Genomic DNA, 19583 nt, shown 5'->3' with positions numbered 1-19583 from the left:
CCTCTTTCTACTTACTTGGATAAAGTCCATTTGCAAAAGTTTCTATTCCATCTATAGTTCTTACTCCACTACAATACATTTGTCCTAATTCTATTGGATAAACTCTATTATTTTTAACTGCATTTAAACTTTGTAATGCTTTGTCTTTCATAACTAAATTTTTATTTTCTTCAGCTTTTTTACTATCATCATCTCTATTCATATACACTACAAATATACTGTCTGGATTTAATTTTACTAAATCTTCTTTACTTAATGGATTTCCATCTTGATTTAATAGTTTTGCACCTAGCTTAGTTACCATATCTCCTCCTAGAGTGCTTTTTCCATATCCACTAATTTTATCATCGTAAAATTCAACTATTAAAGTAGTCTGTTGCTTTTTGCCTTTTTCAGACTCTACAACTTCATTTACTTTCTTATTTATATTATCAACTATATTTTTAGCTTTATCTTCAACGTTAAATATTTTCCCTATATTTAATATATCTTCACATTCATTTTTAATAGTTTTATGCTCTACTGCTCCACTATTTAATGCCATGTATGTATTTGTGCCTTTATTTTGCCAAAAATCTACTGTTCCTAAAGTTTTATCTGTAAACAAAGAATCCCATCCTACTATAAGATCTGGTTGTAACATCATAGTATTTTCTTTAGACGGTGTAAACTCATCTAAATACTTAACCCTTTTAAAAGCTTCTTGATATTCATCTTTAACCTTATGGTCTAGCCCAGCCGCAGCAACTATGTTATCTTCTAATCCTAATGCTAGCATAGTTTCTATAGAGTCTTGATAAACTGCAAGCACCTTTTTGGGTTTCTCTTTTATAGTAACCTTTATTTCTTCTTTATTGCTATTGTGCGTAGTAATAGTTACTGGATAATAATTATCCTTTGTTTCATTTGTTTTTTCTACCTTCTTTGCAGTAGTGTCTTCAGTTTTAGTTTCTGTTTTACTGCACCCTACGAAGCTTAGCCCTATAACTAAGCTAAGCAAACTTAATTTAATTTTTTTTGATATTTTCATTTTGTCTCTCCCTCCGAAAGTTTGTTTTATCTAGGCAGGTCTCCTGACTTATACATCATCCTAATCTTTACCTTCCCAAAGAAATTCTTCAGTGGCTAAAAAAAGACTCGTCCGTAATTACAGTAGCGGGGGCTGTTGATGATTTTCACATCATTCCCTATTAATTAATAAAAACCTAGTATTTATATTTATCATTATAATGTTATCATAATTCTATTTCTAATTCTATAAATATATATTTTTTTACAATCTTATATATCTTTATAAGCAAAAAGATAATAGTACTTACTTCTCGTAAATACTATTATCTTTTTTTATTTAAACTTTATTTTTTAATAAAATTCTATATATAATTTAATAAAATAATTATTTTTTCATTTACTTTTGAGGTTCTCCACTTTCTACAGGATTTTTAGAATCCTTACTCCAACCTATCCAACCATCACTATATAGAGCAGTTTTATCATATCCCATGACATTAGCATATGTTAAAACTTCAGCTGCTCTCCAACCACTACCACACATAAAGTCTAATTGATTGTTTGTATCAATTCCATCTTCTTTCCATAAAGCTTTAATTTCATCTTCATTTCTCATAGTTTTATCAATATTTCTGTAATAGTTTAGAGATGTAGACCCTTCTGTTCCCGCATGTCCATAAACAGCCCCTTGAATACGACCCTTTTTATCCCAATAACTATATCCTGATATCTTCCCTATGTATTCATCCCACATACGATTATCTACTAATGTAAATTTATCAGACTTCATTTTTTCTTTTACTTCTTGGATAGTATCTATTAAATCAGGATTAGCTGGTATAGTAGCTCCAAAGTCTTTTCCTGATTTTTTATCATTTTTAGTTTTTTCTAGTTCATATCCAGCTCTTACCCAAGCATCATCTCCTCCATTTAAAACTCTAACATCTTTAACTCCCATATATCTAAGCACTACGGCAACACGATAAGCTGCCATTGGTTCTTTTCCTGTTACTATTATTGTATCATTTTTTGTAAATCCATAGTCATTAGCAAACTTAGTCAACTCTTTATCTGTAGCAAGCATCCACTCTGGTGGAGGTTCTATAGTATCTGTGTTTATATGAACACTCGTTGGTATATGACCTTTATCGTAGCTATCTTTTCCATCTCCCCAACTAGCTTCAACAATCTTTATATTGTTTGTATTTTCAAAAGTCTCCGTTTTTTTGCCATCTAAAATATTCTTTATAGCTTTTGCCGGTACTATCATTTCATAGTTTTTATATTTTTCTAAAGGTAGAGTTTCATCATTAGCCCACTCATTTATGTCGTATATATATAAATTTTTATAGCCTTTATCACTTAAATACTTATATACTTTTTTAGCATCTTCTCCATTTGCATCATATAAAACAATATTTTTATCTTTATCTATCCCTTTATTCTTTAGAGCTTCATCTAAAGTTTTATCTTTATCTTTAGATTCTACTTCTATCCAGTTATAAGCAAAGTCAGTGGCTTCTGGTATATGTCCACCTCTTTTTTCTCCATTTAATACCCACCCATTATATGAGTCATTCACTCTCGTATCCACAACAACCCAATTTTTTTCATTTAATTTAGATTTCAATTCACTTGTTGATATTGGTTTAGTTTCGATAGAAGAAGTTTTATTATTTTTAACATCTTCATCTTTACATGCTACCATCATAGTCATACTTACTACTAAAGTACACATCAAAGCTAATAATTTAATAGACCTTTTCACTTGTTTATTTTCCTTTCATCGTATGAATTTTGTAATATTTTGTAATATTCTGTAATGTTATCCTCTATATAGTATCAAGTTTAATTTATGTAGTAAATATATATAGAAATTATATATAAAATCGTTTTCAAATATAGTTTTTATCTATAATAAAAAAAGCTGGTTTTTACAGTGTATACCGTAAAAACCAGCTTTTTATTCTATATTATATTAAGCTAATTCTAAAGCTATATTCATCATTCTTGTAAATGCAGTTTGTCTTTCCATAGCAGTAGTTGCTTCTCCTTTGAAAGGACAATCAGAAATTGTTAATATACAAAGAGCATTAACTCCAGCTCTTGCAGCATTCATATAAAGTGCAGCTGATTCCATTTCTACAGCTAACACTCCCATTTTAGTCCATTTAGCTAAAGAATCTAATCCTTCATCTCCATAGAATACATCACTGCATAGTATGTTTCCAACTTTAGGATCAACGCCTTGACTCTTAGCAACATCTACAGCTTTGCTAAGTAACTCATAGCTTGCTACTGGTGCAAATGTTCCTGGTAAGTTGTATTGAGATGCATAATTAGAATCTGTACAAGAACCCATACCTATTACTATATCATGCATTTTTAAATCTTCATGTAAAGCTCCTGCAGAACCTATTCTTATAAGATTTTTAACTCCATAAAAATGGATTAATTCATATGTATATATTCCTATTGATGGACATCCCATACCTGTACCTTGTACTGATATTTTTTTACCATTATAGTATCCAGTATAACCATTCATACCTCTTACAGTGTTGTATTGAACAACGTCTTCTAAGAAAGTCTCTGCTATAAATTTAGCTCTTAGAGGATCCCCGGGTAATAATACTGTTTCTGCTATATCTCCTAATTTACCGCTATTGTGTGGTGTTGGTGCTCCCATTGCCATAATTTCATTCTCCTTTAACTATAATTTAATATTATTTAAATTTAATTATCGTCTTATTTAGTCTACACTCTTTATCTTTTAGCATACACTATATTATATGTATATATTACAATTTTTTATTCACTAGTACAATACTTTCTGGCAATTTTTATAATTTTTAAAATTTAATTACATTTATAGTTTAATTAAATATAAAAAGCTTTATCAATCATAATATTATATTATATCGATAAAGCTTTTTATTTAAAGTCTTATATTATGCAAATTTCTTATTACTCGATTTTATAACCTGTTGAGCTATATTAGCAGAATGATCTGATACTCTTTCTAGATTACTAATTAAATCTAAGAATATAACTCCAGAGTCTACACTACAAGAACTTGAGTTTAGTCTTCTCATATGATTTGCTCTACAGCTTTTTTCCATCATATCAACTTGTTCTTCCATTTTTATTACTCTACACGCTAAATCCACATCTGACTTCTCTAAACTTTCAAGAGCTAAACTGTACGTGTCTACAACCTTTTGGTATAATTCTTTAAGTTCAACAGATCCATCTTTAGATAAACTCAAATCATTATCTATAACTGTAGTTGCAAGCTCGGCTATATTTTCTGCATGATCTCCAACTCTTTCTATATCATTTACAGTATTAAATAATAAATCTACACTTTCTCTAGAATTATCATTTAATGAAGTTTTAGATAATTTCAATAAATAATTTAGTATGCTTTTTTGTAAAATATTTATTAGCTTTTCATTTTTAAAAGATTTATCTACTTTTTCTTTTGATTTATTTAAAAATCCTGTCATTGCATTGTCTAAACTTTCTTTAGCTTTTTCACCCATTCTTAAAGTTTCTTTTATAGTGTTTGATAAAGCTATAGATGGAGTTTCCATCATTCTATCATCTATGTAATGAACAGTCTTTTTGCTTTTTATTTCTTCTTCTCTTTCTGGCATAAGCTTCATAGTAAGCTTTACTATGTATTTAGAGAAAGGAAGTAATAATATAACATTTGTTATATTAAATAATGTATGAGCATTTGCAATCTGTCTACTTACATCATCCGGGTTTAAATTTTGAACTATCATAGTTATAGGTTTTGTTAAAATTAACATAAATACAATGGTTCCTATTATATTAAACACTAAGTGCATTAAAGCTGCTCTTCTAGCATTTATACTGGCTCCTATACTAGATATTAAAGATGTAACACATGTACCTATATTTTCTCCATATAGTATAGGCAGTGCTGCAGTTAACGGTATTAATCCTTGAGATGCAAGTGCTAATAACATCCCCATAGAAGCACTCGAACTTTGTACTATTGCCGTTATTCCAAATCCTAATAAGATTCCAAGAATAGGTCTATTTCCAAAAGCAACTAGTGCATCAGTAAATCCTTTGAATTCTGATAATGGTTTTACTGCATTTTTCATAAAATCCATTCCAGTAAATAATATCCCAAAGCCTATTAAAATTTCAGCTATTGTTTTTGTTTTTTGATTCTTTGAAAATAAATACATTACTATACCTATACCTAATGCTAAAGGTGCCATTCCTACTAAATCAAGAGATACAAGTTGTGCTGTTATAGTCGTTCCTATATTAGCCCCCATTATAACTCCTATAGCTTGAGGTAATGTCATGATTCCTGCGTTAACAAATCCAACTACCATAACTGTAGTTGCACTACTACTTTGTATAATTGCTGTTACTAGAGCCCCTACTAAAACTCCCATTAATACATTACTAGTTAAAAGTCCAATTATTCTTTTTAATTTTTCTCCTGCTGATTTCTGAAGACCATCTGCCATAAGATTCATTCCATATAAGAATAGTCCCAGTCCTCCCATCAAATTTACTGCTATTTCCACTAATAATTTCCTCCTTAAAAATCAAACGTGTTTTCTGTATTTTTTCATTAATTTGATTTTAACAAATATTTTGTCAATTTAAGTTAAGGCTATGTTAAGAAACACTCTTTTTTGTTAAGTTGCTGTTAATTATTAAATTGAGATTAAGGTTTAGTTAAAAAACAAACTTTTCCGTTAATTTTTTGTTAATTATAATTACATATAAAAATAAGAATATGCTATTATATCCTTATTTTTATATACATTAATTCAATTAATATCATTTACGTTAAAACCCTAAGGTTGCAATGATTATAGCTTTTATTGTATGCATTCTATTTTCACTTTGATCAAACACAACAGAGTAATTAGATTCAAAAACTTCATCTGTGACTTCCATTTCTTTTATTCCAAAATCTTCATAAATATCTATTCGGAATTTAGTTTCTAAATTATGAAAAGCAGGTAGACAGTGCATAAATATAACATTCTGACTACAATTATTCATAAGTTCCATACTAACTTTGTAATTTATTAGCTTTTCTATCTTATCTTTTGAAATATCATTTGATTCTAGTATAGATTTCCATGGACAAGTGTAAATTACATCTGCATCTTTATTTCCTTCGTAAATATTTTCAGTTAAATTTATGTTAGATTTATTTTTTTTACTTATATTTTTACATTCATTAATCAATGATTTATCAGGATGTAGGTCACTTGGGGCACATATAGTAAAATTAATTCCCATTTTTGCACATGCTATCATTAAAGAGTTTACTACATTATTTTTTGAATCTCCAACAAATGTAATATTTGCACTTTTCAAATGTCCTAACTTTTCTTCTATAGTTAATAAGTCTGCTAAAACTTGAGTAGGATGATACTCATTTGTCATTGCATTCCATACAGGAATTTTAGCAAACTCATTCAATTGATTTAAATTATTCTGAGTTCCTCCACAATAAGCTATACCATCATATATTTTCCCAAATATTCTAGCAAAATCTTTCGTAGATTCTTTTTTGTCAATTTGTAGTTCATTGCCACCTATATACGTTACTCCTATTCCCAAGTCCATAGCAGCAACGTCAAATGCACACCTTGTCTTAATTGAATCTTTTTCAAATATAAGCGCAATATTTTTAGTATCTAATTTTTTGTGAGATCTATCTAATTTTTTAGCTATTTTATAAAGTTTCGCTAGGTCTAATAGGTATCTTATTTCTTCTTCTGTATAATCTAATAAAGTCAAAAATGATCTTCCCTTTAGATCTATAGTCAATTTAATCCCCCCTAATAATTGTTGTCTATTTATTTTACTCTTTTTTTCGTTTATATGTGCTATGTCAAAGATAAAAATAAAGAAAGAATACACCTATAGCATAAGTGTATTCTTTCTTTATTTTTATCTTTATTCAAATTTTTGATTTATTGTATTTGGCTGATCAGGTCCTGCTCCTGCTCTATAGTAAGTAGTTTTATTTCCATACTTATCTATTTCGGTTACTTTTTCTCTATCTGTATTAGTGTTTTCACTTTCCATATATAGCATTTCTTTGAATATGCCTCTTACACTATTTAAAAATGAATTATCTTTCAAAATAAGCACCTCCAGTAAAATATATTGAACTAAATATACATCACTTTTAGTTTTCTCTTATTTTCATTAACAAATACAGTAAAATTTTTACATTTTTAAATTTTATTTCATTACTTTTTTTATTAATTTTAATTTATCTTTATATGGTGGAAATACTAAATTTATATCTATTTTACTACTTCTTTTTACAATTGCTTTTTCATATGTAAAAGTTTTAAAACTATTGTATCCATGATATCTTCCAATTCCAGATGTTTTAACTCCCCCAAATGGAAGATTTGTAGATGCAACATGTGTTATTGTATCATTTATGCATCCACCTCCAAAAGTAAAGTTTTTAATTATATAATCACTAAAATATTTATCTTCTGAAAAAACATATAACGCCAGCGGTGTTTGATGTAAGTTTAAGTAAAACCTTATATCATCAAGTTCACTATATTTTATAATAGGTATTATCGGGCCAAAGATTTCATCTTGCATAACTGCGTCATTGTAGTTAACATCTTTTAAAATAGTAGGTGAAATATATCTTGTTTTCATCTCAATCTCTCCACCAAATACTATTTTTTCATGATCTTTATCTAGTATATCTTTTAATCTACTCATGTGACGGTCATTAACAATTCTTCCAAAATCTTTACTATCTTTTATTTTTTCTCCATAAAAATTCGTTATAGTAATCTTTAACTTTTGTATAAATTCTTCATATATATCTTCATGGACTAATAAATAATCCGGTGCTACACAAGTTTGGCCAGCATTTGCAAATTTTCCCCATACTATACGTTTTGCTGCCACGTCTAGTTTTGCAGTTTTATCTACTATAGTAGGTGATTTACCACCTAATTCTAAAGTTGTAGGAATTAAGTTTTTACTAGCTTTTTCCATAACTATTTTACCTACGTTTACACTTCCTGTAAAAAATATATAATCAAAATTTAAGTCTAATAAATTGCTATTTACAGTATAATCCCCCACTACTATATCAATGTAATTTGAATTAAAACATTCTTTAATAATTTTAACTAATATATATTCAACATTATTAGTGTATTCTGAAGGTTTAATAACAGCTGTATTTCCACCAGCTATAGCTCCTATAAGCGGTTCTATAGTTAATTGGAAAGGATAATTATAAGGCCCTATTATAAGAACACTTCCATATGCAGAATTATATACATATGACTTTCCTGGAATTTGTGCTATATCATTTCTTACTCTTTTTACTTTATTCCATTTTTTTATATTTTTTAGTGCATGATTTATAGATCTATATATAAACCCAACCTCGGTAGTATAACTTTCAAACTCAGATTTTCCTAAATCTTTATAAAGCGCGTCTATAATTTCATTTTCATATTTTTTTATAGTTTGTTTTAAATCTTTTAAAGCTTTAATTCTATCTTCAACGCTAATTGTTCCAACTTCATTTAAATGCCTTCTTTGATTTTCCAATATATCTATATAAGGTTTCAAAATAACTCATCTCCAATTGTATATTTATAACTTTATTATATATTATTTCTCTACCCATTTGAACTCCATACCAACATAAAAAAGAGATACTTCAAAATAATTTGTTTAGGATAAATATTTGAGTTTTAACGACCTTTAAAGCATCTTAACGCTTTGGGAGTAAAATTTAAATATTTATCTTTCTCACAATATTATTTTAAGTATCTCTTGCTAACTATCCCTACTCTATAGGTTTAAGTTTTGATGTAAAGTGTCTTAAAACTTTTGGTTGCCAAGTTATTTCATAACCTTTTATTTGATTAGCTCTTTCCTTTATAGATATTAATGCATCTACAATAACATCTAGATGAGCTTGAGTGTAAACCCTTCTTGGAATCGCAAGTCTTGTAAGCTCTAATTCTGATTGACGTTGCTCCCCTGTTACCGGATCATTATCTAACATATATGAACCTATATCACAAGTTCTAATTCCAGCTTCTTTATATAATTCTATTGCAAGTGCTTGTGCAGGGAATTGGTAGTACGGTATATGTGGAAGTAACTTCTTAGCATCTATAAATACTGCATGACCCCCAACTGGTGATTGATAAGCTATACCTGCCTCATCAAGTCTATTTGCAATATACTCCATTTGTCCTATACGATATTTTAAATAATCAAAATCAATTCCTTCATAAAGTCCAACAGATAAAGCCTCTAAATCACGTCCAGCTAAACCTCCATAAGAAACAAATCCTTCAAATGATATTGTACGAGCTTTTACATTATTATATAACTCTTCATCATCTCTAACCCCTATAAGTCCTCCCATGTTAACTATCGCATCTTTTTTAGAACTCATAGTTAACATATCTCCATAGCTAAACATTTCTTTTACAATTTCTTTTATAGTTTTATCCGCATATCCTTCTTCTCTAGTTTTTATGAAGTATGCATTTTCTGCATATCTTGCAGCATCTATCAATACAGGAATTTTATATTTTTGAGCTACTTTATAAGTTTCTCTCATATTTTCCATCGATACAGGTTGCCCACCTGCAGTGTTGTTAGTTACTGTCATTATTATAACGCCAACATTTTCTACCCCAAACTCATTTATTAATTTTTCCATTCTACCTATGTCCATATTTCCTTTAAATGGAGCATAAGCCACTGTATCTAAGGCTTCAGGAACTACACAGTCAATAGCTTTAGCCCCAGTTAACTCAACATGTGCTCGAGTTGTATCGAAATGCATATTTGATATAGCGTATTTTCCTTGTTCTACAAATAAAGGAACCAATACTTTTTCTGCAGCTCTACCTTGATGAACTGGTTGTATATATTTATATCCAAATATATCTTTTGCAGCTTCCACCAATTTGAAGTAGCTACTTGCTCCAGAATATGATTCATCTCCTAGCATTACTGCTGCCCATTGCTTTGAACTCATTGCCCCTGTTCCACTGTCTGTTAATAAGTCTATGTATACGTCATCTGCTTTTAATGAAAATAGGTTAAAATTTGCTTCTTGGATTTTTTCTTCTCTTTCTTCCTTTGTAGTCATTTTGATAGGTTCAACCATTTTGATTTTAAATGGCTCTGCAACATATTTTTTACTCATAATAAAGACCCCCATTTTAGTAGTTTAACTTTATTTATGATGTATTTAAAATGCCTTTGATATGATTTTGATTTTTGTTCCTAATTTTAATATATCAAATTAGAAATCTAGTATCAATATATATTTTTTATTTTAAAACTAAATTTCTACCTTGAATTTTTCTAAATTAACAACCCTATCACAAATTCTTTGAATTAAGGATTTCTCATGACTTATTACTATAAGCCCTATATTATTTTGTTTGATATAATCTAAAACTACATTCCAAATTTGTGCTTGAGTTATAGCATCTAACATAGTTGTCATTTCATCAGCAATTAAAAACTTAGTATCTTTAGATAAAGCTCTTATAACACAAAATCTCTGTAGTTCCCCTCCTGAAAGCTCATTTGGGTATCTGTTTAACCACTCATCTTTTATTCCTATATAATCTAAAAGTTCTTTAGGTGGATTAAATGATTCTGTTAAAATTCGACTCATTTTCCACTTGGGATTAACGGCTTTTTCTGGATGTTGAAAAATTAATTGCACTGGATTATACTTATTTTTTTTATTTATACCTTCAATTTTTACAGTTCCTGTATATGAGTTTTCATATCCAGCTAAAATTTTAGCCAAAGTAGTTTTCCCAAATCCACTTGGTGCAACTAATCCAACTATTTCACCACTGTTAATTTCAAAGTCTACATTTTTCAAAACATATGTATTGTTATTTTTATACTTAAAACTTATATCCTTGGCTTTAAGTTGCATTTAAACACCTCACCATTCCACCTCTAATATACTTAGTATTAGGTCTTTTGTTTTTACAATCATTGGATCTAATTTCACATCGTTCATAAAATAAACATCCTTTAGGAATCTCAGTTGGAAGTGGTTGTGATCCAGGTATTGGTTTAAATTCATTTTGAGGTAAAGCATTGTAAAGAGCTTTTGTATAAGGATGTCTAAGTTTTTCATTCTCACTTTTAAAATCTATTACATTAGCAACTTCCAAGGTAGTTCCTGCATAAAATACAGCAATTTTATCAGCTACCTTTAATGCTGCATCAATATCATGCGTTATCATTAAAACAGCGCATCCATTATCTGCAATATCTCTAAAATGTCCTAATGCTTCATTTAATGATTTTTCATCCAATCCAGGAGTAGGTTCATCTGCTATTATTACTTTCGTATCACTTACCAATGCTGTTGATAGCAAAACTTTTCTTGCCATCCCCCCTGATAATTGAAAAGGAAACATTTTATCAACATTTTCATTTAATCCATACTTAGAAAAAATATTTCTTTGTATTTTACTTGCTTCTTTTTTATTTTCTAATGATAATTTAACTTGATCAGAAACTTTCATAAGAGGATCTAGGTAATTTATTGATTGTGGTATTAACACAATTTCTTTTCCTCTTAATTTTTCTTTTCTTTTTTTATCTAAAATTTCATTTTTATAAATTATGCTACCTTCAACATTAGAATTTCTAGGAAGTATTCCAAGTATTGCATGAGCTAACAAACTTTTCCCCGATCCACTTGACCCAACAACAGCTAGTATTTCACCTTCATATAAATCTATATCTAAATTTGTTATAACTTTTAAATTTCTTTTTCTTAATCCTTTTGTATATTGAGAAAAGCTAACTTCTAAATTTTTAACACTTAGTACTGGCTCTTTCATACAACCTCCTATTTATGTGCTAACTTAGGATTTATAAGTTTACTTATTTGTTTACCTATATTATCAACCATTAACGAAACTAAGACCAAACTTATCCCTGGGAAAAAAGCTAACCACCATCTACCACTGCTTAAATATTTCATAGCTTCTGATAAAATTATTCCAATAGCAGGTTCATGAGGTTGAAGTCCAAATCCTAAAAAAGTTATAGAAGCCTCATGTAATATAGCATGCGGAAATATTAATACTACTCCTACTAAAAGTTGAGGGATTATATGTGGCAATATATGCTTTGTAGCAATATATACATTGGATTTACCAAAGTTTTTGGACAGCTTCACATATTCAGAGTTTTTTATTTGCATTACTTCTGCCCTTATTATCCTTGTTAATGATGGCCAGTGTGTAATAGCTACACCTATTATAATTCCTTTTAGCCCTCCACCTAGAGATATAGATATAAGTATTATAACTAAGGCATGTGGCACGGAAAGAAATAAATCTATAATCCATGTAATTATAGAATCAACTGTCTTTCCCATAGTAGCACTCATTAGCCCTAAAGTTAATGCTATTAATCCACTTATCATAGATGCCATAACACCTATCTTCATACTTAAGCTAAGACCCTTTATAGTTCTATAAAACATATCTCTTCCCATCCAGTCTGTACCAAACAAATAATTTAAATTTGGGGATATATTTTTTTGAGTTAAATCTATAGATATTTGCTTTTCACTTATAAAGCTACCAAATACAATTATTCCTATTAAAAAACAACTAAAAATTAATATAGATAAAATGGTTTTTTCTCTTATTCCTATATTAATCTTACTGTTAGAATGAGTTTTTTCTTTTATATATTGAAGTTGTTCCATTAGTTAGTATTTCCCTCCTTCATTCTAGGATCGATAACTTTATATAAAATATCTGCAATTAAATTTCCAGTAAATACAAATATTAAACTTATTATAACCACACCCATTAAAAGAGGTAAGTCTCCTTTAATCCCTGCATCCACTGTAGCTTGTCCAAGTCCTGGATATGAAAAAACTTGTTCTGCAAATATAGTGCCTGCAAATAATTCACTAAATGATAAAAACTGAAGAGTTATAGCTGGCAGTGCAACGTTTCTTATAATATGATTAAATATTATACTTTTACTACTTTCTCCTCTTGCTTTTGCAAAAAGTACATAATCACTATTTGAAATTTCAATAACTTTTTCTCTCGTATGTAAACATATATTGGCTACACCTATAACACTTAAAGTCAATGCTGGAAGGATTAAGTGTTTTAATAGAATTTTTAATGTAACTTCACTTGCCAACACTCCAATAGGTACACCTAGTGCAACCGGAAATAATTTTAACTTAACAGAAAATATCATGATAAGTAAAATACCTAACCAGAAGGTAGGAGTTGAAATTAAAATATGACAATACCCCCTTATAATTTTATCAACTATGCTACCTTCTTTTATTCCAGATATAACCCCCATAACAAATCCTAATATGCCAGAAATTGTCCATGCCACAACCATAAGAGCTAAAGATGCCATAAATTTTTCTGTTATAACATCTATTACAGGTCGTCTATATATCATCGATGTTCCAAAGTCACCTTTCAGTATTGAGCTAAACCATGAAATAAATCTTTCAACAGGAGGTTTATTAAGCCCCCAATGATTAGCTATTTCTTCTCTTTGTTCTTGTGTAACACTTAAATCTGCACCTACATAAGCCTTGATAGGATCGATCGGTGACTTTTCCATTAAAATAAAACTTACTATACACACAGCAATTAAAAGAGTTATAAGTCTTATAATTTTTTTTATTAAAAATATTCCTATATTATTAGGGTTATTCATATGAGTATCTCCTTGAAAAATTTACTTTTTCCATTTCCATTCTGTTATATTATCAAGAATTCTACCTCCATGTGGTTGAACAACTGGAGTTCCTATATCTAGATTTTCATCAGCTATGTATAAATTCCCTGCATTTACAAGCCATGCATATGTTGAGTCTCCTTTAGTTGAAAATCCTGTTTCTCCATCCCATTGAGCTTTTTTCCAATATTCAATAGCTTCATTTTCATTTTCACTTTGTAAAGCTTTACTTATATATTCATCAACTTTTTCATTTTTATAGTATCCAGCATTATTCCAAGGTACTCCAACTCCTATAACCTTGCTACTATATAAATAGTTAAGCTCTGATGGATCTCCTGATCCCCATCCAAATAATACAGGCTGAGAGTTTATCTCGGGCTCTATAGTATCCCATGTTTTAGCTTCCAAGTCGATTTTTATACCTAATTGTTTTGCAGTTTCAACTACTGATAAGCCTAATTCTTGTCTGTATTTTCCATCTGTGTAAAGCAATTTAAACTCAGCTTTAGTACCGTCTTTTTCTAAAATACCATCAGAGTTTGAGTCCTTCCAACCCCCATCTTTAAGTATTTTCTTAGCTTTTTCTATATCTCCATCACCTTTTAATATTGTTTCCTTATTAAGCCAAGGCATTTTTTCAAGTCCAGTTGTTGATACAGCTCCAAATCCATCTAAAACTCCATCTACTAGCTCTTGTCTATTTATAGCATAATTCAAAGCTTCTCTTATTGATTTATCACTTGTTACATCATTACCAACAGGATGTCCATCTTTATTTTTTTCTCCACTTTTTTGCATAGGGAATTCTATCCCATAAGTTTCTATACTATCTAACTCAATTACCTTTTTCCCATCTACTTTATCTTTCGCAAAAGATCCTGGTATAGAGGCTATATCTACTTCTCCCGATTTTACAGCTGCATAAGCTGCATCATCATCTAAAAACACCATAGTTAATTTTTTTATACTAGGCTTTTCTCCATAATAATTTTCATTAGCTTCTGCTATAACTTGTTGCCCTTTATCCCATTGAACAAATTTATATGGACCTGATCCAATTGGATTTTGTGCAAATTTTTCATCATGTGCATGTTTAGGAACTATCCCTATCGATGCCATTTTCTCTATAAATGTAGATTGAGGCTCTTTTAATTTAAACTCTATATTATGATTATCAATTACTTTTACACTGTCTAAGATAGTTAAATCTATATTAGATCCACTTTCTTTTGCCTTTTCATATGTATATACAACATCTTCAGCTGTTAAATTTTCTCCATCGCTAAATTTAACCCCATCTCTTATAGATACATTCCATGTTAACCTATCATCGGAAACCTTATATCCTGTTGCTAAATCATTTTCCATTCCTAAATTTTTATCTCTTTTAAATAGCGTTGAAAAAAATACTCTAGTCATCGACCCATGTCCCCCAGTTGTAGCATCAAACCCCTCATCTGGTTCATATGCCACAGCAGCAACAAGTTCACTATTTTCTATTCTAGAGTTTGTATTACTTTTAGCGCTCGATTTTTCTCCTTCTTTTGAACTTGTACATCCTGTAATCGTTGCAACAGTAAGCATCATAGTTAATGCTATAGATATCGACCTTTTTAGTTTCATAAATTATCCCCCTTATTTAAAAGTAAAAAAAACCACAAAAGTTACATGTCTTACGACATCATTAACCTTCATGGTTTTAATTTCATTTATATACTATTTTTTTCTACACGTTAATTATATCCATATATTTCTTAATATTCAATAATTTCTCAAAATTTATTTCTATTTATATATAAGAAAAGAGTTTGCAATATGCAAACTCTTTTCTTTATATGTATCTATCACTATATAATTTTATACTATGTACATTTATATCTTTTGCTAGCCTAAAGCTATCTATTACCCAATTAAGATCTTTTATTCTTATACATCTAGTTATTATAAGCATAGCTATATATATACCCATAGAAATAAATATTTTATTTATAATATTGTATCCTATAAATGAAGCTACTATAACAGATACACCTATGCATAAAATTGGTTTTATAACCCAATTAAACATTTTAAATTGTAACTTAGTAGTTTTTAAAACATTTATCATATTTAATCCAAAGTTAATAATATTACTTACAAATATAACTAGTATAAACCCTTCTATGCCCTTTGTAGGTATTATAAAGTATATTATAAGAATTCTAATAACCATATCAAACAAATTTATTTTTAACAATGCAACTTGCTTGTTTAAAGAATTTAAAATCCCATCCATTATTCTTTCTAAATACATTATAGGTATTACTGGGGCTAAAATTCTAATTATAGGCCCTATATCTTTATTACTATAAACTGCCATTCCTATATCGCTTGCAAATGCAATAAAAACACCTGATGCAAATATTGATATTATAAATGTTATTCTAAATACATTAGAAATTATAAAGTTGACCATTTTATTCCTATTTAACGAGTGTGCTTCTGATATTTCTGGTATTATCAAAGTTGCAAATGAACTTAAAAATACTGCTGGAAAATTTATTATAGGAAGTGCCATACCTTTTATCATTCCAAATATTGACAAAGATGCTGAAATTGAAGTTCCAGACATTCTAAGAGCATTAGGTATTAATATATCTTCTATAGTTCTAAGTCCACTTTGAATATATGAACTTGATGCTATTGGAAATGCTATTTTGCTTATGTCACTAATTCTACATTCATTATAATTACTACAACATACAGTTCTGCTTAATGGTCTTGTTTTAAGTGCACACAATATGTAGGCATATATACAAGATACTATATTACCTACAGCCATACCTACACATATAAGTGCACATATGTTTTCTATATTAGTATCTACAAATATAGTAATAGCTGCTATTGAAATTGCCATCATTAATAAATGTTCTAAAATTTCTGCTGAAACAGATTTAACAACTTCTCTTGCTCCATAAAAGTAACCACTTAAACAAGAAGAAATTCCTATAAACGGTAAACTGTAAGCTAATATTTTTAAGGATAGTACAGATCTTGCATCTTTTAAAAATACATTTCCTATATATTCCGCTCCATAAAAAAGCACAATAGATGTTACTATACTGAAAAACAAACTGTATATGCATCCTTTATTTACTATAGTTCTTATACCCTTGTTATTTCCTTTTCCTACTTGTTCTGCAACAAGCCTTGTAATTGCTATTCTGATTCCAGCACTCGAAAATGTTACAGCCATAATATATACAGACATTATAAGCTGATACAATCCCATTCCTTCCGGTCCTATTTTCTTGGATAAATATACCCTGAAAAACATAGATATAAATCCAAATATAATAGTTGAGAATGTCATTATTATTGCATTTATTATAAGCTTTTTTCTTCTCATGCAATCACCTATCATATATCAAATTTGTACCTTGTACATTTTTAATATATATGTAATTACACTCAATAAAATTCTATAATAATTTTATATTAGATGTTAAATCTGTTACATAATCTAGAGCACATGCAGAATTTTCTTCATCTGCCATTATCGTTAAATAATCTCCCCCGAGTAATGTAGTGTCCCCGCTTGGAATTATTTCTTTACCGCCTCTTGTTATAGATACTATTAAACAATTTTCTGGCCATTTTACATCTTTTATTTTTTTATGTTCTATTTCACAACCTAAATGAATTGCAACTTCCATTAAACTCTTTCTAGATGAGTTAGATTCAAATTTATCATTTCCGCTCTGTAAGCATCTTTCAAGCAAGCTTTCATATATAGGTTCTGATTTAAATAAATCTGATGTAACATATGCTACTATACATACTATTGCAAGAGATAATAAATGGTCAAAACTTCCTGTCATTTCACATATTAGTATAATTCCCGTTATAGGAGCTTTTACTATAGATGCAAAGTTTCCTGCCATAGCAAGTATTATAAAGTTCAGTATATATATGCTAGGAATATCAAACACATTAACTGCTACTATCCCAAATATGTTCCCTATTAACGCTCCTAATACTAATAGTGGGAAAAATATCCCTCCTGGAACTCCTGATCCAAATCCTACAAATGTAAGTAAATATTTAACTAATAAAAATAATAATAGCATTTTTAATGTCATAGAGCTTTTATCTAAAGACATTATAAGTTCATGTCCTCCACCTAATAAAATTGGTGCAGTTAATCCCACAACACCTGTTATTAAAAACGGGATTATTACTTTTATTTCAGTACTTAATTTTGATTTTTTAAATATTGATTGAGTTTTTAAAATTCCGCTATTAAATATAACACCACTTATACCTACTATGATACCTAATATTATTAATAACCAATAATACTTTAAATCTAATACTCTAACACCTACAAAATTAAGAGATTTACCAATTCCTAAAAATGTTTTTGTAATAAAATCAGACATTAATGCAGATGCCATAACAGAAAGTAGTACTAATGGTGAAAAGTTTTTATGAACTTCCTCTAAGGCAAACATTACACCTGATATAGGAGCATTAAAAGCTGCTGCTAATCCTGCACTTGCTCCACTAGTTATTAAATATTTTTCTTCAACACTAACTCTTTTAAATATTTTTGCAAATCCCTCACCTATACTGGCTCCCATTTGAACAGAAGGGCCTTCTCTTCCTAGCGATAATCCAGCTCCTAAGGCTATAAGTCCACCTACAAATTTATTTATTAAAACGCTTAACCAACTGCCTTTTAATTTTTTCATTAGTATTCCTTCTACTTGAGGTATACCACTACCACTAATTAATGGTACCTTTTTTACCATAAGGCCTACTACATATCCACTTATGATTAATAATCCAAATAACAATATAGTATTTACTAAATTTCCTCTACTATTAGAGTAAAACCACATAAATACATTAGTTACTTTTTCTAATAATATCCTGTGAAGTACTATTGTAACTCCAACAATCGCACCTATTATAGTACTTTCTAATATAAGTTTAAACTTTAAATTTTCAGTATGCTTTAATAGATTGCATGTTTTTTCTTTCTCCATTTAGCATCCTCCTTTTTTACCATCATTTTTATTATACTACTAATTACTATATTTTTAAATTGTATACAGTATATTATTTTCAAATAAATTAAGTTTTTATATTTGTTCGATTCCATATTCATTTTTTTTGATATATAATAAGGTTTAAATAACCAATTATTAGAAAGGGTATTTTAATGACAAAGGAAACACATTCATCTGGAGGATACTTAATTGCAGCTCTTACGTTTTCTGCTTTTAGTAATGTATATTTAGATAACTTTAATACTTTATATAAATTGATGCTTTTTTTTATTTATTTTCAGTTTGCTAATTTGGGATCTTTATTACCTGATTTAGATACTAGAAAATCTTATATGAGTAAAAAATGGCCTCACTTGTCAAAGTTTATTTCAAAGCGAACAAAGCATAGAGGATTTACTCATAGTCTTTTATTTTTATTAATTTTATCAGAGTTTCTAAAATTAGTAGTTTTAATAGGCGATAAAAATATTATATTGATTTGTTCAGCATATGGTATATTTTGGGGATATGCATCTCATATATTGTTAGATATTTTTACGTATGAAGGTGTTGATTTATTTTTTCCTTTAGGTTTTAATTTCAAGTTATCCAGATTAAAAACCAGTTCAAAAGGCGAGAGGTATGTTAATAAGGTTTTAAAATTTATTTCTATAAATTTAATTTTTTACAACTTATACTACTTACTCAATATAAAAATTTAGTACA

General features: G+C 28.9%; 16 protein-coding genes and 1 riboswitch. Of the genes, 1 reads left to right on the top strand and 15 read right to left on the bottom strand.

Annotation, left to right across the window (positions count from 1 at the left end):
• Positions 1–7: 7 nt before the first annotated feature.
• The 15 genes from ACN6I1_RS03690 to ACN6I1_RS03620 all read right to left on the bottom strand — a co-directional run bounded on the left by ACN6I1_RS03690 (position 8) and on the right by ACN6I1_RS03620 (position 18854).
• Positions 8–1030, bottom strand: a complete 1023-nt coding sequence (locus ACN6I1_RS03690; protein WP_419742753.1) for an ABC transporter substrate-binding protein — start codon at positions 1028–1030, stop codon at positions 8–10.
• Positions 1031–1045: 15 nt separating this feature from the next.
• Positions 1046–1224, bottom strand: a riboswitch (cobalamin riboswitch).
• A 184-nt stretch (positions 1225–1408) separates the two neighbouring features.
• Entirely contained in the window at positions 1409–2779 is a 1371-nt protein-coding gene (locus tag ACN6I1_RS03685) for a rhodanese-like domain-containing protein (RefSeq protein ID WP_419742752.1), read from the bottom strand.
• A 210-nt stretch (positions 2780–2989) separates the two neighbouring features.
• On the bottom strand, positions 2990–3700 hold the full coding sequence (gene deoD / locus ACN6I1_RS03680; RefSeq protein ID WP_085283655.1) for a purine-nucleoside phosphorylase: 711 nt from the start codon (positions 3698–3700) through the stop codon (positions 2990–2992).
• 262 nt (positions 3701–3962) lie between these two features.
• Entirely contained in the window at positions 3963–5588 is a 1626-nt protein-coding gene (locus tag ACN6I1_RS03675; protein ID WP_419742751.1) for a Na/Pi cotransporter family protein, read from the bottom strand.
• Positions 5589–5856: 268 nt separating this feature from the next.
• The gene (gene argF, locus ACN6I1_RS03670) at positions 5857–6852 is read right to left on the bottom strand and encodes an ornithine carbamoyltransferase (protein WP_419742750.1); all 996 of its coding nucleotides are present in this window, start codon (positions 6850–6852) and stop codon (positions 5857–5859) included.
• A gap of 129 nt (positions 6853–6981) precedes the next feature.
• Positions 6982–7170 carry a hypothetical protein gene (locus ACN6I1_RS03665; RefSeq protein ID WP_419742749.1) on the bottom strand — a complete coding sequence of 63 codons (189 nt, stop codon included), beginning with the start codon at positions 7168–7170 and terminating at the stop codon, positions 6982–6984.
• 102 nt (positions 7171–7272) lie between these two features.
• Positions 7273–8649, bottom strand: a complete 1377-nt coding sequence (locus tag ACN6I1_RS03660; RefSeq protein WP_419742748.1) for an aldehyde dehydrogenase — start codon at positions 8647–8649, stop codon at positions 7273–7275.
• Positions 8650–8869: 220 nt separating this feature from the next.
• Positions 8870–10252: a tryptophanase gene (locus ACN6I1_RS03655; protein ID WP_419742747.1), complete on the bottom strand. Its 1383-nt coding sequence runs from the start codon at positions 10250–10252 to the stop codon at positions 8870–8872.
• Positions 10253–10390: 138 nt separating this feature from the next.
• On the bottom strand, positions 10391–11005 hold the full coding sequence (locus tag ACN6I1_RS03650; RefSeq protein ID WP_419742746.1) for an ABC transporter ATP-binding protein: 615 nt from the start codon (positions 11003–11005) through the stop codon (positions 10391–10393).
• Positions 10995–11927, bottom strand: coding sequence for an ABC transporter ATP-binding protein (locus ACN6I1_RS03645; RefSeq protein WP_419742745.1), 933 nt, complete (start codon positions 11925–11927; stop codon positions 10995–10997). Before ACN6I1_RS03645 ends, ACN6I1_RS03650 begins: the two co-directional genes overlap by 11 nt.
• A gap of 8 nt (positions 11928–11935) precedes the next feature.
• Entirely contained in the window at positions 11936–12805 is an 870-nt protein-coding gene (locus ACN6I1_RS03640) for an ABC transporter permease (RefSeq protein WP_419742744.1), read from the bottom strand.
• Positions 12805–13797: an ABC transporter permease gene (locus ACN6I1_RS03635; RefSeq protein ID WP_419742743.1), complete on the bottom strand. Its 993-nt coding sequence runs from the start codon at positions 13795–13797 to the stop codon at positions 12805–12807. The genes ACN6I1_RS03640 and ACN6I1_RS03635 overlap by 1 nt, the downstream gene beginning before the upstream one ends.
• Positions 13798–13818: 21 nt before the next feature.
• On the bottom strand, positions 13819–15444 hold the full coding sequence (locus ACN6I1_RS03630) for an ABC transporter substrate-binding protein (protein ID WP_419742742.1): 1626 nt from the start codon (positions 15442–15444) through the stop codon (positions 13819–13821).
• A 208-nt stretch (positions 15445–15652) separates the two neighbouring features.
• Positions 15653–17212, bottom strand: coding sequence for an oligosaccharide flippase family protein (locus tag ACN6I1_RS03625; protein ID WP_419742741.1), 1560 nt, complete (start codon positions 17210–17212; stop codon positions 15653–15655).
• A gap of 73 nt (positions 17213–17285) precedes the next feature.
• On the bottom strand, positions 17286–18854 hold the full coding sequence (locus tag ACN6I1_RS03620; RefSeq protein WP_419742740.1) for a ClC family H(+)/Cl(-) exchange transporter: 1569 nt from the start codon (positions 18852–18854) through the stop codon (positions 17286–17288).
• Between the two features lie 176 nt (positions 18855–19030).
• On the opposite strand from ACN6I1_RS03620, the gene ACN6I1_RS03615 reads away from it, so the two are divergent.
• Entirely contained in the window at positions 19031–19579 is a 549-nt protein-coding gene (locus tag ACN6I1_RS03615) for a metal-dependent hydrolase (protein ID WP_419742739.1), read from the top strand.
• Positions 19580–19583 lie beyond the last annotated feature (4 nt).

It is taken from the genome of Paraclostridium dentum, assembly GCF_048568265.1.
Lineage (GTDB): Bacteria > Bacillota > Clostridia > Peptostreptococcales > Peptostreptococcaceae > Paraclostridium > Paraclostridium dentum.
Note: the sequence above shows the minus strand (reverse complement) of the source record. Positions and strands in the feature narration are given on the sequence as shown.

What these genes read in the sequence shown, in the direction of transcription:
- ACN6I1_RS03635 (WP_419742743.1), bottom strand. Translation starts at nt 13,797, where the DNA reads ATGAATAACCCTAATAATATAGGAATATTTTTAATAAAAAAAATTATA.
- ACN6I1_RS03615 (WP_419742739.1), top strand. Translation starts at nt 19,031, where the DNA reads ATGACAAAGGAAACACATTCATCTGGAGGATACTTAATTGCAGCTCTT.
- ACN6I1_RS03690 (WP_419742753.1), bottom strand. Translation starts at nt 1,030, where the DNA reads ATGAAAATATCAAAAAAAATTAAATTAAGTTTGCTTAGCTTAGTTATA.
- ACN6I1_RS03640 (WP_419742744.1), bottom strand. Translation starts at nt 12,805, where the DNA reads ATGGAACAACTTCAATATATAAAAGAAAAAACTCATTCTAACAGTAAG.
- ACN6I1_RS03645 (WP_419742745.1), bottom strand. Translation starts at nt 11,927, where the DNA reads ATGAAAGAGCCAGTACTAAGTGTTAAAAATTTAGAAGTTAGCTTTTCT.
- ACN6I1_RS03620 (WP_419742740.1), bottom strand. Translation starts at nt 18,854, where the DNA reads ATGGAGAAAGAAAAAACATGCAATCTATTAAAGCATACTGAAAATTTA.
- ACN6I1_RS03625 (WP_419742741.1), bottom strand. Translation starts at nt 17,212, where the DNA reads ATGAGAAGAAAAAAGCTTATAATAAATGCAATAATAATGACATTCTCA.
- ACN6I1_RS03650 (WP_419742746.1), bottom strand. Translation starts at nt 11,005, where the DNA reads ATGCAACTTAAAGCCAAGGATATAAGTTTTAAGTATAAAAATAACAAT.
- ACN6I1_RS03655 (WP_419742747.1), bottom strand. Translation starts at nt 10,252, where the DNA reads ATGAGTAAAAAATATGTTGCAGAGCCATTTAAAATCAAAATGGTTGAA.
- deoD (WP_085283655.1), bottom strand. Translation starts at nt 3,700, where the DNA reads ATGGGAGCACCAACACCACACAATAGCGGTAAATTAGGAGATATAGCA.
- ACN6I1_RS03630 (WP_419742742.1), bottom strand. Translation starts at nt 15,444, where the DNA reads ATGAAACTAAAAAGGTCGATATCTATAGCATTAACTATGATGCTTACT.